Here is a 14,239-nt window from a genome sequence, read left to right on the forward strand (position 1 = left end):
GATGACGGTGACCGAACACCGGCTGCTCGTGCACGACGGGACCTTCGCGGTACTGGCCCCGTCCGGGGACATCGCCGGAGCCTCCTCGGGGACGACGCCGCAGGGGCTCTTCCGCCGGGACACCCGCCATCTGAGCCGCTGGCAGCTGACGCTGGACGGCTCGGCCCCGACGGTGCTGGTCCCGGTCCCGGAGCCCGACCGGGACGGTGACCCGGCCGCTGCCGTGCTGACTCCGCGCGGCACCCGCGAGGCGCCGCCGGGGGTCACCCTCTTCCGTGAACAGGCCGTGGCGGACGGTGTGCTGACGGAACACATACGCGTCGTCAGCAACCGCGGCGCGGTGGCCCCGGTACGGCTGTCCCTGACCGTGGACGCCGACTTCGCCGACCAGTTGGAGCTGCGCTCGCCGCACCGCCGCCGCCCGGGACCGGACACCGTGCGCGGCGCCGTCACCCGCCCGGACGGGATCGAGTTCCACCACCGGCGCGGGGCGCACTGGCACGCCCGTACGGTCGTCACCGCCGACCCCGCGCCCGCCGAGGCCGCGCCCGACGCCGAGGCCGCGGTGACCGGGCCCGTGGCGACCGGGGCCACGGCATCCGGCACGGCACACACCCTCAGCTGGCTGCTGGAGCCGTCGCCGCACGGGGCGGTCGAGCTGCGGTTGCGGGTGGCGGCGCTGCCGCACGGCACACCGCGGGTCGACCCGGCCACCGCGGCGGACGCGGGCCGGGACCCGGCTTCCGTACGGCACCGACTGGCCGCCGAGCGGCAGGCGTTCGTGGCGGCCGAGCCGTCCCCGAGCCTGCGTACCGCCCGCCCCGAGCTGGCCCGCGCCTGCGAGCGGGGGCTGGCCGATCTGGCCGGGCTGCGCGTCACCGTCCCCGGTCCCGACGGTGCGCCACTGCGGGTACCGGGCGCCGGAGTGCCCTGGTTTCTGGCGCTGTTCGGCCGGGACTCGCTCCTGACCTCCTACTTCGCGCTCGCCTACCGCCCGGGGCTCGCCGAGGCCACACTGCTGGCGCTGGCCGCCACCCAGTCCACGACGACCGACCCGGAGCGGGTGGCCGAGCCGGGGAAGATCGTGCACGAGGTGCGGCACGGTGAACTCGCCTCGTTCGGACAGGTGCCCTACGGCCGCTACTACGGATCCGTCGACTCCACCCCGCTCTTCCTCGTCCTCCTCGGCGCGTACGCCCAGCAGCAGGGTGCCCGGGGCCGGAGGCTCGCCGCCCGCCTGGAACCGCAGGCGCGGGCCGCCGTGGAGTGGATGTTCACCCACGGTGGCCTGGACGAGACGGGCTACCTCGCCTACCGGCCGGACGAAGGCGGTCTGGCCAACCAGAGCTGGAAGGACTCCCCCGGCGCCATCTGCGCGGCCGACGGCACCCTGCCGACCGGCGCGGTGCTGGTCACCGAGGTGCAGGGCTACGCGTACGACGCGCTGTGCCGCACCGCGGAGCTCGCCCGTACGGTCTGGGACGACCCCGGCTACGCGGGCCGGCTGGAGCGGGCCGCGGCCGAGCTGCGCCGGCGCTTCGGGGTCGACTTCTGGCTGCCGGAGCACGGCTTCCCACCGCTCGCACTGGACGGGACCGGACGCCGCCTGGACGCGCTCGCCTCCGACGCGGGGCATCTGCTGTGGTCGGGCATCCTCGGGCAGCGCCGGGGCGAGACGGTGGGACGGCGGCTGCTGGAGCCGGACTTCTTCTCCGGCTGGGGCGTGCGCACGCTGGCCGCCGGGCAGGGCGCCTACCACCCGCTCTCCTACCACCGGGGCAGCGTCTGGCCGCAGGACAACGCGCTGATCGCACTCGGCCTGGCCCGCTACAGCATGCGGGCGGAAGCCGCACGACTGGCGGAGGGCCTGCTGGCCGCGGCGGCGCACCACGGGTACCGACTGCCGGAAGTCCTGGCGGGCTACTCCCGCGACGACCATCCCGCCCCGGTGCCCTATCCGCACGCCTGCTCCCCCCAGGCGTGGGCGGCAGCCACCCCGCTGGCGCTGCTGACGGCGCTGGACCGATGACCGTTCGCCGCGCGGGACGTAGTGTCGCGGCATGGGCGAGGTGACATATGAGTGAGGCGCGACGGCACGGCGGCGTGGTCGTCCTCGGCGGCGGGGTCATCGGGCTGACGACGGCCGTGGTGCTGGCGGAGCGCGGCACGGACGTACGGGTGTGGAGCCCGGAGGCGCCCGGCGCGACGACCTCGGCGGTGGCCGGCGGACTGATCTGGCCGTACCGCATCGAGCCGGAGAAGCAGGCCCTTGAGTGGGCGGTGCGCTCCTTCCGGCACTTCTCCTGGCTCGCCGAGCAGCCGCCGACCACCGGGGTGCGGCTGGTGCGCGGCCGGATGCCGGGCTCCGCTCCGCCCCCGGAGTGGAGCGCGCTGACCGGTGCGCCGCCCCGTGCGCCGCTTGTCGACATGGGGGCCTATCTGCGGTACCTGCGCGGCCGGTTCGAGGCGGCGGGCGGCCGCTGGGAGCAGCGCGCGGCCCGCTCCCTCACCGAGGCGGCGGCAGCGGCCCCCACCGTGGTGAACTGCAGCGGCCTCGGTGCCCGTCAGTTGGTGCCCGACCCGACGGTGCGTGCCGTGCGCGGTCAGATCCTCGTCGTCGAGGACCCGGGCATCGAGGAGTGGTACGTGGCCGCGAGCGACAGCGCCCGTGAGACGACGTACATCCTGCCGCAGCCCTACGGGGTGGTCCTCGGCGGTACGGCGGACGACGGCGCCGAGGACCGCGAGCCGGCCCCCGCGACGGCGGCGGCCATCGTGGAGCGGTGCGCCGCCGTCCACCCCGAGCTGGCCACCGCCGCGGTCCTCGAACACCGGGTGGGTCTGCGGCCGTTCCGTCCCAGCGTCCGGCTGGAGGCGGAGCGGGTGCCCGACGGGCGGGGCGGCACATCGCTGTGTGTGCACAACTACGGGCACGGGGGCGCGGGCGTCACCGTCTCCTGGGGCTGCGCGGTGGACGCCGCGCGCCTGGTCGGCCCGCCCGACCCGACCGGCTGACCGGCATCGCGCCCTGCGGCGCCCGGCTCACCCGCACTCCGCCACCGGCCTCCCCGCCGTCAGCCCGAATTTCGCGCGCCGGTCCAGCAACAACGGCACCAGCGCCCGCTGCGACTGCCGCAACGGCACGAACACTCCGCCGCCGCGCCGCCGCTCGGCCCGCACACCGTGCAGCTTCAGCGTGGAGCCGACCTCGCGCCACTGCCCCGCACTCAGCGCGTACCCGCAAGGAGGGTCGGCCAGCACCTGGTCGTCGGCGGGCTCGGCATTGTCCGCGCCGTCCAGATGGACGGGACCGCGGTCGGCCAGGCCGCGTTTGCGGGCCCGGTCGGTGGCCGCCTCGATACGGCCCCGGCGGCTGTCGGCGAAGTCGAACGCGCCCTTGAGCGCCGCCAGATGGGAGCCGACGCGACGCCGGTTGTTGGCCGCCTCGTCCTCCCGGTCCGCTTCGGTGAGCGCAGCGGGATGGGGGTCCTCCCGGCCGGAGGCAGGGGGAGGGTCGGTGCGCGTCTCGGCCAGCAGTCCGACGGAGTGTTTGACGCCCACCGTGTTGCGCAGGATGCGCTCCTGCCCGTCGCCGGCGACCTGCTTGACGGGCTCGCCGGTCTCCGGGTCGGTCCAGATGCCGTAGATGCCGGTGCTGCGACCCGTCCGTTCGGCGGCCGGGCGCACATACCTCTCGGACAGCACGGTGGACTCCCGGCGCACGGCGGGGTCCGCGTTGAGGTTGCGGGGCCACAGGGTGAGCAGATCCTTGACGTAGTACGGCGCGTGGGCGCTGTACTCGTGCAGATCGTGGACGATGTCGGGACGCCGGTCGCGCAGCACGGCCGCGATGGCGCGGGCCTCGGCCGTCCTCAGGGCGAGGTGGTCGCGATTGATGTCGGTGCCGGTGGAGTTGGTGCGGGTGCCGGCGGCCCTGCCATCGGGGTTGGCGGTGGGGACGACCAGCAGAGTCGTACGGGAGAGAAAGCGCCGGGTGGCACGGTCCTCGGCGAACGCCAGATCCCGCACGGTGGACAGGCACGCCTCGCGGCCCGCGGGTTCGTCACCGTGCTGGGAGCAGATGAGCAGCATCGAGTTGCCGCCGCGTGCCCGGGCCGGGCCCGCCGGTGCGGGGGAGCCGATACGGACGAGTCGCACGGGGCGGCCCTGCGCGGTGCGGCCGACGGTGTCGAGGGCGACGTGGCGGCCGGCCCTCTCGACGGTGCGCAGGAACCGCTCTTCCTCGGACTGTGTCGTCCAGCGTGCGCCGTGCGAGCGTTCGAACCCGGTGCGGGGTGCCGGGGATGCCCCCGGCGAGCCCTGGGTGGCCTGCGCGGACGTGGTGGCGATCGGCGGAACGAGCAGCACGGCCGCGGTCAGGGCCGCGGTCTTCCACCGGGAGCGGCCGGGCCGCGGGCGTATCACCATATGGGGGACGGTAATCGCACGCACTGCCGTGCAGAAGGGGGCGTACGGCAACCGGGCGACGGCCGAATGACAGTGGTTGCTGTGGACATGCAATGTGACGTGGGAGTACATACGCTTCCACCGAAGTGACTCCTGTCGCGAAGAGTTGGAGGACTCGTGCGTCACAGACTGATCGTCCCGGGTGCCATAGCGGCGGCCTCGCTGCTGCTCGCGGTCCCGGCCTCGGCGGCCGAACCGTCCCCGGGATCCCCGGGCGTGGGCGACCCCTACTACCCGGACTACGGGAACGGCGGCTACGACGTCTCCCACTACGACCTTCGGCTCACCTACCGGCCGAAGACGGACAAGCTGGCGGGCACCGCCACCCTGCTGGCCACCGCGAAGCAGGACCTGTCACGCTTCAACCTGGACTTCGCGCTGGACGTGAGCGAGGTACGGGTCAACGGGAAGAAGGCCCGCTTCGACACCTCTGGCGCGCACGAGTTGCGCATCACCCCCGCCGCACCGCTCGCCAAGGGCGAGAAGGCCACCGTCGTCGTCCGCTACCAGGGCGTCCCCTCCAAGGTCGAGGTGAACGGCTTCACCTCCTGGCACCGCACCAAGGACGGCGGGGTGGCGGCCAACGAGCCCGAGGCCGCCTGGTGGTGGTTCCCGAGCAACGACCACCCCACCGACAAGGCGAGCTACGACGTCAGCGTCGCCGTCCCCGACGGCACCCAGGCGATCAGCAACGGCACTCTGCAGTCGCAGCGCTCACGCGCCGGCTGGACGCGCTACAACTGGCGCTCCCGCGCGCCGCAGGCCACCTATCTGGCCACCCTCGCCGTGGGCAGGTTCGACATCACGAAGGCGAAGACCGACTCCGGGCTGCCCGTCATCAACGCCTACAGCAAGGACCTGGGCGAGCACGAGGGCGCGGCACGGGCCAGCGTCGAGCGGACGGCCGAGATCACCGAATGGCTGGAAGGCTACTTCGGCACGTACCCCTTCGACGCCATGGGCGGCTACGTCCCCAACACCGACACCACCTTCGCGCTGGAGACCCAGACGCGCCCCTTCTACAGCCCCGACGACTTCGCGGACGGCTCCAACACCTCCGTCGTCGTCCACGAGATGGCCCACCAGTGGTACGGGGACAGTGTCTCGGTCAAGGGCTGGAAGGACATCTGGATCAACGAGGGCTTCGCGCGGTACGCGCAGTGGCTGTGGTCCGAGGACCAGGGCGAGGGCACCGCACAGGAGCTGGCCGACTACGCCTACGCCTCGCACCCGGCCGGCGACCCCTTCTGGAAGGTCGCGCCCGGTGACCCCGGCCCCGACAACCAGTTCCACCGCGCCGTCTACGACCGCGGTGCCATGGCGCTGCAGGCGCTGCGCAACGAGATCGGGGACAAGGACTTCTTCGCCGTCCTGAAGGGCTGGCCGCAGCTGCACAAGGGCGGCAACGCCGACGTGGGCGACTTCGTCGCCTATGCGGAGAAGGTGTCCGGCAAGCCGCTGGCCGGGCTCTTCGACACCTGGCTGTACCAGCCGTCCAAGCCCGCCTCGAAGGCAGCGGGCACGGCGGCCTTCGCCGCCGGGGAGACCCCCGAGCAGCCCCGCTCCTGGAAGCAGATCCACACCGCCGACCACCCGCGTCACTGACCTGAGACCCAGCGCTGACGGGGTCCGCGCCCGTTCGGCCCTGCGCCGTGCCGGCGTGGGCCCCCGCAGCGCTCAGCGGCGGGCGGCGCGCGCCCTGCGCGCGTAGGGCAGGTAGCGCAGACGCTCCGGCAGCAGCGGGAGGACGTGGGCGAGCACCCGGCCGAGGCGGCGCAGCCGCCGGTCCTGACGGGGCGTCCAGCTCAGCTGCAGGGCCTCCCGCGCCTCGGGGGGCATCAGCCCGACGGTCATGAACCTCCGGAACCTGGCGAACCCGGGGACGAGGAGCGGCCACACCGCCCGGAGGGCCCACCGCACCGGCCTCGGCCCGTAGGGCGGCGGCGGGATGTCGGTGCTGACCGAGACGAGCTCGTCGACGACCTTGGTGCGCTCGATCTCCTCGGTCAGCATGCGCTGCCAGTAGGGCCAGAACTCCTCGGGCGTGCGGGGCATGTCCCGGTCGTGGATGCCCAGGACGCGGCCGACCTGGAGCCATTCGGCGTACAGCTGCCGCTCCTCGGCGTCGGTGTAGGGGCGGCGGCCGAGGTAGCGCTGGGCGTGCCGGTAGGTGGGGAAGCCGGTGGCGTGCACCCACGCGTAGTACGCGGGTGTGAGCGCGTGGTAGCGGCGGCCGTGTGCGTCGACCCCCTGGATGTGCTTGTGCAGCTCGCGCAGCCTGCGCCCCTCGGCGAGGGCTTCCTCCCCGCCGTAGACCCAGGTCAGAAAGGACTGCAGGGAGCGCTCGCCACGGCCCCAGGGGTCGGTGCGGAAGACGGAGTGCTCGTCCACTCCGGCGCCCACGGCGGGGTGGCCGACCTGCAGGGTGAGCGCGGCGGGCAGCATGAGCAACTGACGGATCTCCCCGACCACGTCCCACAGGATGCCGTCCGGGGGCGGGGGCTGGGGCCCGGTGCCCGCCAGGTCTCGTCGCTCGCTTGCTTGCACACTTCTCATGATGCCTCCGGCACCCTCATGATGCCTGTGGTGACCGCCGTGAAGCATGTGGTGACCGGTTCGGGCGTGGCGTCACCGGCTCGAGCGGCGCTGGCATGGAGCGAGTGGGTGCGACCGGAACACCCCACTGCTACTTAGTGATCACTAACTGGCCTATATTGGTGCGACGTTGATCGGAGGGCTGCGGCTCAGCTCTCGCCTCTGCCCGGCTCCGTCCCCTAGGACCTGATTGATGACCTCCCCCGAGATATCACCGCCACCGGCCGCGGGCACGGGCCGACCGGCAGCCGGCACCGCGCAGCCGGTCACGGGCACCACTCGGCCGGCCACCACCGGCGGCGGGACCGCCACCGGCACGGCACTCGCGCTGCTGGTGTCCGTCGTGGTCGCGAGCGTCGCCACCCTGGCCGCCGTACAAGCCGGCGACGAGTCGGCGCGTACCACGATCGCCTGGGGCGCCGGCGCGGCCGGTGCGGTGCTGTGCGCGGCGGTCACGGTGGCGGCGCACGCCCGGCTCACCAACCGCTCGCTGCGCGCCGCGCTGGCGGCCGGCAGCGCCCGGGCGGCCGAACGCGAGGCAGCCGACAACCACTTCGCCGACGCCACCGTGCCCACCGTGGTGGAACGGCTGCGGAACGGCGGCTCGGCCGAGACCGCGCTGGCCGAGGCGCCCCCGGTGGCCTCCGAGGCGCAGCGCCGGGTGCTGGTCACCCTGGCGCGCGAGGTCCACAAGGGCGAGAACATGCGGGCCGCGGCGATGTCCGCGTGCGCCAACGCGGCGGGACGGGTGCAGGCGCTGGCCACCAGCATGGCCGCCGACCTGCGCGACATGGAGCACCGGCACGCGGACGAGGACGTACTGGCCGACCTGCTGCAGTTGGACCACAGGAACGCGCAGATGGGCCGGATCGCCGACTCCATCGCCGTACTCACCGGTGCGCGCTCCGGACGCCGTTGGGCCAAGCCGATCGTGATGGAGTCCATCCTGCGCGGCGCCATGGGCCGGATCGGCGGATACCAGCGGGTGCGGCTGCACTCGACGAGCGAGGTCGCCGTAGCGGGCCACGCCGCCGAGGGCGTGATGCACCTGCTGGCCGAACTGATGGACAACGCGGCGAACTTCTCCCCGCCCACCTCCGAAGTGCACGTCTACGTCGAGGAGGTGGCCGCCGGCGCGGTCATCACCGTCGAGGACGGCGGCCTGGTGATGGGAGAGGTCGCGCTGCACCGCGCCGAGCAGGCCGTCTTGGGCGAGCACGGCGATCTGACCACGCTCTCCGGCACCCGGCTGGGTCTGGCGGTGGTGGGCCGGCTGGCCCGCAAGCACGGCCTGTCCGTCTCCTTCCGGCCCTCCGCGCACGGCGGCACGGGTGTGCTCGTGCGGATCCCGCGTGAGCTGATCACCGAGGCGCGCCACGAGGAGCGCGCCCCCGCGCCGCCCCCGGCGGCCCGGCCCGCCCCCTCCTCGCCCCGCGCCCCGCTGGGCGCCGCCCCCGGCACACCGCCGCCGCCGGCAGCGGAGCAGACCCGCCCGGCAGCCGGCCACAGTCGTCCGGACACCGGCCATCCGCGGCAGGCGGAGCCGGTCGGCACCGCCCAGCACGGCGCGCAGGGCCACGAGCAGGCGGAGAGCGGCGGCTACGCGACCGCGGCACCACCGCCCCAGCAGTTCGGCGAGAGCGGGCTGCCCAAGCGGCGGCGGGGCCAGACCCTCGCCGCCGTTGCCCGGGCCTCGGCAACCCCCTCGCGGACGGCGGACTCCCGGCACGGCTCCCAGTCCGGGGCCGACGGTCGGACCGACGACGACCAGGCCGCGGACGGCCGGGCTCCGGCGGCCTCCCGTAAGAAACGTCCCTCCGGTGCGCGGTTCGGCGACTTCCGCCGGGCAGTCCAGGGCGCCGGTGACCCGGAAGAAACCGGCCAGACCCCGCTGCCTTCCGCCTCCTCCCCCACCCGCTCCTCTTCCCTCTCGGAGGACGACACCGAATGATCACTGACAGCAAGCTCGACTGGCTGCTGGAAAACCTCCTGGAGCGCACCCCCGGCGCCCGGCATGCCCTGGTGCTCTCCCGCGACGGCCTCAAGCTGTGCCGCACCCCGGAGCTCTCCATCGACCAGGCCGACCAGCTGGCGGCCATCTCGGCCGGCATCCAGAGCCTGTCGCACGGAGCTTCCGTCGAGTTCGGCAACGGCAACGGCGGTGTCCGCCAGGCGATGGCGGAGTTCTACGGCGGCATCCTGTTCGTCGTGGAGGCGGGCGACGGCGCGCATCTGGCCGTCGTCGCCGAGGAGGACTCCGACGTCGGTCTCATCGGCCACAACATGAACGAGCTGATCGAGCAGCTCAGCGAATACCTCAGTGCCCCGCCGCGCCAGTCGGAGACCGGCGACGTCCGCGGCGGCGGAGCAGATGGAGGCGGAGCAGTATGACCCGGCCGGGCCGGGACGAGGACCCGGACCGGCTGTACACCGTGACCGGGGGGCGCAGCCGTTCCACGACCGGAGCCGAGACCTTCGACCTGGTGACGCTCGTGGTCAGCGAGAGCGCCCCGGTGCGCGGCATGCAGTCGGAGCACGCCGCGATCCTCCGTATCTGCCGGTTCCCCACCGCGGTCGTGGAACTGGCTGCGGACCTGGGCCTGCCGGTGAGCGTCGTCCGCATCCTGCTGGGCGATCTGCTCGCCCAGGGGAAGATCACCGCCCGTCACCCGCGGCGGGCCCAGACCGCTGACGCACTGCCCGATCCCGACATCCTGAAGCAGGTGCTCGTTGGACTCCGCAACATTTGAAGCGAATCCGGTGGCGACAGCAGGCACCGAGGCCCGTCCGCCGCTGCTCAGCACGGCGGCCCAGGGGTTGAAGATCGTGGTCGTGGGCGGCTTCGGTGTCGGCAAGACGACCATGGTGCGGGCCGTCAGCGACATCCGTCCGCTGAACACCGAGGAGACGATGACCCGTGCCGGCGAGGGCGTCGACGACCTCTCGGCCGTACAGGGCAAGACGACCACCACCATCGCCTTCGACTTCGGCCGCATCAGCCTCAACGACGAGACGGTGCTCTACCTGTTCGGCGCACCGGGGCAGGAGAGGTTCTGGTTCCTGTGGGACCGCCTCTTCTCCGGCACCCTGGGCGCCGTCGTCCTGGTGGACACCCGGCGCCTGGAGGACTCCTGGTACGCCATCGACCGGCTGGAGGCGCACGGCACCCCGTTCATCGTCGCCAGCAACGATTTCGGCGGCCCCCGGCACACGACCGAACAGGTGCGCGAGGCCCTGGACCTGCCCGCGGAGGTCCCCCTCGTCGAGTGCGACGCGCGCTCCCGGGAGTCCAGCAAGGACGTGCTGCTCGCCCTCGTCCACCACCTGTACGCCCTCTCGACCGCGCGTTCCGCCTCGGAGAACACCCCGTGACATCCCCGCAGCAGCACCGTGCCACCTCCGCACCGCCCCCCGGCTGCCCCGCGCACCAGGGCACGGACGCCCTCCCCCTGATGGGGCCGCGCTTCCAGAACAACGACCGCGCGCGGCTGTACCGGGAGATCTACGAGCAGCACGGCCCCATCGCCCCGGTCGTACTGCCGGGAGACGTGCCCTGCTGGCTGGTGCTCGGCTACCGGGAGCTGCACCAGATCACCTCCGACCCGGTGCTGTTCAGCCGGGACTCCCAGCTGTGGAACAGGTGGCCCGAGATTCCGGCCGACTGGCCGCTGCTGCCGATGGTCGGCAAGCAGCCCTCGATCCTCTACACCGTCGGTGAGCGCCACCGGCGCCGCGCTTCGCTGGTCAGCGACGCACTCGCCGCCGTGGACCCGTTCGAACTGCGCAGCCACTCCGAGCGGTTCGCCGACCGGCTGATCGACCAACTGTGCGGGCGCGGCTCGGGCGATCTGATCTCCGAGTACGCCAAGGTGCTGCCCGCGCTGGTGCTCGCCCAGCTCTACGGCTTCTCCGACGAGGCCGGCGCCCAGCTGGTGCCCAGCATCAACGCGCTGGTCGACGGCGGTCCTGACGCGCTGGCGGGTCGCGACACGGTCAAGTCGGCGATGAGCACGCTGCTCGCCTCCCGCCGCGTCGCACCGGCCGCCGGGGTGGCCTCCCGGATGCTGTACCACGACTACGCGCGCGACTTCTCCTTCGAGGAGCTCCTCGAGGACATGGTGGTGAACATCGTCGCCGGCCACCAGCCGACCGCCGACTGGATCGGCAACTCGCTGCGGCTGATGCTCACCGACGACCGCTTCGCCGCCTCCCTCTCCGGTGGCCGGCACAGCGTGGCCGAGGCCATGAACGAAGTGCTGTGGGAGGACACCCCCACCCAGAACATCGCCGGCCGCTGGACGACGCGCGACACCCAGCTGGCGGGGCGCCATATCGCCGCGGGCGACCTGCTGATGCTCAGCTTCGCCGCCGCCAACGGCGACCCCCAGGTGCGCCCGGACCGGGGCTCCTTCACCGGCGGCAACAGCGCCTTCCTCTCCTTCGGGCACGGCGAGCACCGCTGCCCCTACCCCGCGCAGGACATCGCCGAGGGCATCGCGCGTACCGGTATCGAGGTCCTGCTGGACCGGCTGCCGGACGTGGAGCTGGCGGTGAGCCCGCAGGCCCTGGTCTGGCGCCCCTCGCCGTTCCTGCGCGGTCTGGCCTCGCTTCCGGTCCGCTTCACCCCGACCCCCAAGAGCACCGCAGGAGGCAGCAGATGACGTCGTGCCCCGCCACCGGAACCGGTTCGGGCCCGGACAGCGAAGGCACCGGCGACGGGGTGATCGTGCTCGACCCGCTCGTGCGCGACCTGGCGGGCGAGGGCGCCCGGCTGCGCGCGGCCGGACCCCTGGCACACGTCGAGCTGCCGGGCGGGGTACGGGTATGGGCGGTCACCCGGCACGCGGAGGCCCGGAGGCTGCTGACCGACAGCAGGCTCGTCAAGAACCTCGACCACTGGGCCGCCTACCAGCGCGGCGAGATCCCGAAGACCTGGCCGCTGATCGGGCTGGCCGACCCGGGGCCCAGCATGCTCACCTTCGACGGCCCGGAGCACCGCAGGCTGCGCACCCTGACCGCGCAGGCGCTCACCCCGCGCCGGGTGGCGGCGATGCGGCCGCGCATCGAGGAGATCACCCACGAACTGCTGGACGAGCTGGCCATGTCGGCCGACGCGGCCGGGCGCGTCGATCTCAAGTCCGCCTTCGCCTATCCGCTGCCGATGGCCGTCATCGGCGACCTGCTGGGCATCGACACCACCCAGATCCCCCGGCTGCGCACGCTGTACGACGGCTTCTTCAGCAGCGTCACACCGGCCGAGGAGGTCCCGGCCATCATCGCCGAGCTGGGGTCACTGTTCAGCGCCGTCGTCGCGCAGAAGAAGCAGGCGCCCGGCGACGATCTGACCAGCGCGCTGCTGGCGGCGGCCGAGGAGGGCGACTCGCTCAGCGACGAGGAGATCGTCGCCACCGTCCAGGTACTGATCACCGCGGGACACGAGACGACGATCAGCCTGATCGTCAGCGCGGTGCGGGCGCTGCTCACCCACCCCGAACAGCTCGCCCTGGTCCGCTCCGGCGAGGTGAGCTGGGAGGCGGTCATCGAGGAGACCCTGCGCTGGGACGCGCCGACCACTCATGTCCTGATCCGCTTCGCCACCGAGGACGTGGAGGTCGGCGGCACCGTGATGAAGCAGGGCGACGCGGTGATCATCGCCTATGGCGCGATCGGGCGGGACGAACGGCACCATGGCGCCGACGCCGAGCGCTTCGATGTGACCCGCACCCCGACACGGCACCTGTCCTTCGGCCACGGCCCGCATGTGTGCCCGGGGGCGCCCCTGTCCCGCCTCGAAGCCCTGGTCGCCCTTCCCGCCCTCTTCGACCGCTTCCCAAAGCTCGACCTCGCGGTCGACCCCGCCGAGCTCCGCAACAAGCCGGCCATCACCCAGAACGAGCTGTACGAGCTGCCTGTGCGGCTGCGCTAGCGGCTCGCGAGAGGGGATGCCCCTGTCCGCCGTCTCCGGACTGCGGGCGCATGGTGGCTTGTCGCCAGCCTGCGACGGGCAGCAAGGGGCACCCCTACTTCAGGCGCTCCTGCGCGGCGACGGCGCGCACGCGCCCCCGCACCGCGTACCAGCCGCCCACCAGCGCGGCGGCGATCACCGGCACCAGCATCACCGTCCTGCGCCCCACATCGGGGTCGTTCCACATCAGAACGACAACGCCCACCAGAAACGCGATCGTCACCCACTCGGTGGCCGGCGAGCCGGGCAGCCGGAAGGAGGGCCGGGCCACCAGCCCGGCCTTGGCGCGCCGTACGAACACGATGTGGCAGAGCATGATGGTGCACCAGGTGCTGATGATGCCGAGCGCGGCGATGTTCAGCACGATCTCGAAGGCCTTGCCGGGCACCACATAGTTGAGGCCGACCCCTACGACACATACGGCGGCAGTCAGCAGGATGCCGCCGTACGGCACCTGGCTGGCGTTCATCCGGGCGGTGAACTTGGGCGCCGACCCGGCGGCCGCCATGGACCGCAGGATGCGCCCGGTCGAGTACAGGCCGGAGTTGAGGCTGGACATGGCGGCTGTCAGGACCACGAGGTTCATCACGTCGCCGGCCCCGGACACGCCCAGCTTGGAGAGCACGGTCACGAACGGGCTCTCCCCCTCCTCGAACTGGTTCCAGGGCAGCAGCAGCGCGAGCACCAGCACGGAGCCGACGTAGAAGAAGCCCACGCGCCACATGATGGCGTTGACGGCCTTGGGCACGACCTTGTGCGGCTCGGCGGTCTCTCCCGCGGTCACGCCCACCAGTTCCACGCAGGAGTAGGCGAAGACCACGCCCTGCATCACGATCACCACGGGCATCAGTCCGCTGGGAAAGACGCCGCCGTGGTCGGTGATCTGGCCGAGTCCGGGGGTGGTGCCGCCGACCGGGTGCTGGGTGGCGAGCAGCACGATGCCGATGGCCATGAAGACCACCAGCGCCGCCACCTTGATCACGGCGAACCAGAACTCCAGCTCACCGAAGATCTTCACGGAGATCATGTTGATGGCCAGCACCACGGCCAGCGCGAACAGCGCGAGCACCCACTGCGGGATGTCCGTCGCCAATCTTCCTCAGATAAGTGGGTTGAGTTAGCGTCAGGGCATGCCCATCGCGCCCGAGTACCTGCACATGGTCTTCCCCAGCGTCACTTTCGACGCGCTCCTCTATGGCCGCGCCTCACGCG

Annotated in this window: 11 protein-coding genes and 1 pseudogene; 9 read left to right on the plus strand and 3 right to left on the minus strand. The window is 72.7% G+C overall.

All coding sequences use genetic code 11. The annotated features are described in order from the left end of the window. Position 1 precedes the first annotated feature (1 nt). Positions 2 to 2,029: a glycogen debranching N-terminal domain-containing protein gene (locus KBY19_RS33480; RefSeq protein ID WP_210967333.1), complete on the plus strand. Its 2,028-nt coding sequence runs from the start codon at positions 2 to 4 to the stop codon at positions 2,027 to 2,029. Between the two features lie 47 nt (positions 2,030 to 2,076). Further along, a complete protein-coding gene (locus KBY19_RS33485; protein ID WP_210955127.1) occupies positions 2,077 to 3,015 on the plus strand; it encodes an FAD-dependent oxidoreductase in 939 nt (312 codons plus the stop codon). Positions 3,016 to 3,042: 27 nt separating this feature from the next. Here the strand turns inward: KBY19_RS33485 and KBY19_RS33490 are convergent, their stop codons facing one another. Then, positions 3,043 to 4,428, minus strand: coding sequence for a M14 family zinc carboxypeptidase (locus KBY19_RS33490; protein ID WP_210967334.1), 1,386 nt, complete (start codon positions 4,426 to 4,428; stop codon positions 3,043 to 3,045). Between the two features lie 156 nt (positions 4,429 to 4,584). Here KBY19_RS33490 and KBY19_RS33495 point away from each other — a divergent pair, with 156 nt between their 5' ends. After that, positions 4,585 to 6,072, plus strand: coding sequence for a M1 family metallopeptidase (locus tag KBY19_RS33495; protein ID WP_210967335.1), 1,488 nt, complete (start codon positions 4,585 to 4,587; stop codon positions 6,070 to 6,072). 72 nt (positions 6,073 to 6,144) lie between these two features. Here KBY19_RS33495 and KBY19_RS33500 read toward each other — a convergent pair whose 3' ends face one another. Further along, positions 6,145 to 7,023, minus strand: coding sequence for an oxygenase MpaB family protein (locus KBY19_RS33500; RefSeq protein WP_185018559.1), 879 nt, complete (start codon positions 7,021 to 7,023; stop codon positions 6,145 to 6,147). Between the two features lie 232 nt (positions 7,024 to 7,255). Between KBY19_RS33500 and KBY19_RS33505 the strand changes: the two genes are divergently transcribed. The 6 genes from KBY19_RS33505 (at position 7,256) to KBY19_RS33530 (ending at position 12,988) form a co-directional block, all read left to right on the plus strand. Further along, positions 7,256 to 9,013 (plus strand): sensor histidine kinase KdpD, encoded by a 1,758-nt coding sequence (locus KBY19_RS33505; protein WP_210955129.1) that lies wholly within the window; start codon positions 7,256 to 7,258, stop codon positions 9,011 to 9,013. Then, positions 9,010 to 9,453, plus strand: a complete 444-nt coding sequence (locus KBY19_RS33510) for a roadblock/LC7 domain-containing protein (RefSeq protein WP_099885290.1) — start codon at positions 9,010 to 9,012, stop codon at positions 9,451 to 9,453. The genes KBY19_RS33505 and KBY19_RS33510 overlap by 4 nt, the downstream gene beginning before the upstream one ends. Next, positions 9,450 to 9,812, plus strand: a complete 363-nt coding sequence (locus KBY19_RS33515) for a DUF742 domain-containing protein (RefSeq protein ID WP_099885289.1) — start codon at positions 9,450 to 9,452, stop codon at positions 9,810 to 9,812. The genes KBY19_RS33510 and KBY19_RS33515 overlap by 4 nt, the downstream gene beginning before the upstream one ends. 10 nt (positions 9,813 to 9,822) lie before the next feature. Next, positions 9,823 to 10,434 carry an ATP/GTP-binding protein gene (locus KBY19_RS33520; protein ID WP_099885288.1) on the plus strand — a complete coding sequence of 204 codons (612 nt, stop codon included), beginning with the start codon at positions 9,823 to 9,825 and terminating at the stop codon, positions 10,432 to 10,434. A gap of 80 nt (positions 10,435 to 10,514) precedes the next feature. Then, the gene (locus KBY19_RS33525; RefSeq protein ID WP_210967337.1) at positions 10,515 to 11,723 is read left to right on the plus strand and encodes a cytochrome P450; all 1,209 of its coding nucleotides are present in this window, start codon (positions 10,515 to 10,517) and stop codon (positions 11,721 to 11,723) included. Beyond that, on the plus strand, positions 11,720 to 12,988 hold the full coding sequence (locus KBY19_RS33530; RefSeq protein ID WP_210967336.1) for a cytochrome P450: 1,269 nt from the start codon (positions 11,720 to 11,722) through the stop codon (positions 12,986 to 12,988). The genes KBY19_RS33525 and KBY19_RS33530 overlap by 4 nt, the downstream gene beginning before the upstream one ends. Positions 12,989 to 13,082: 94 nt before the next feature. Here the strand turns inward: KBY19_RS33530 and KBY19_RS33535 are convergent. Beyond that, a pseudogene (locus tag KBY19_RS33535) lies at positions 13,083 to 14,114 on the minus strand (amino acid permease); the annotation flags it as partial. Positions 14,115 to 14,239 lie beyond the last annotated feature (125 nt).

The organism is Streptomyces sp. B15, assembly GCF_018070605.1.
GTDB classification, from domain to species: domain Bacteria; phylum Actinomycetota; class Actinomycetes; order Streptomycetales; family Streptomycetaceae; genus Streptomyces; species Streptomyces smyrnaeus.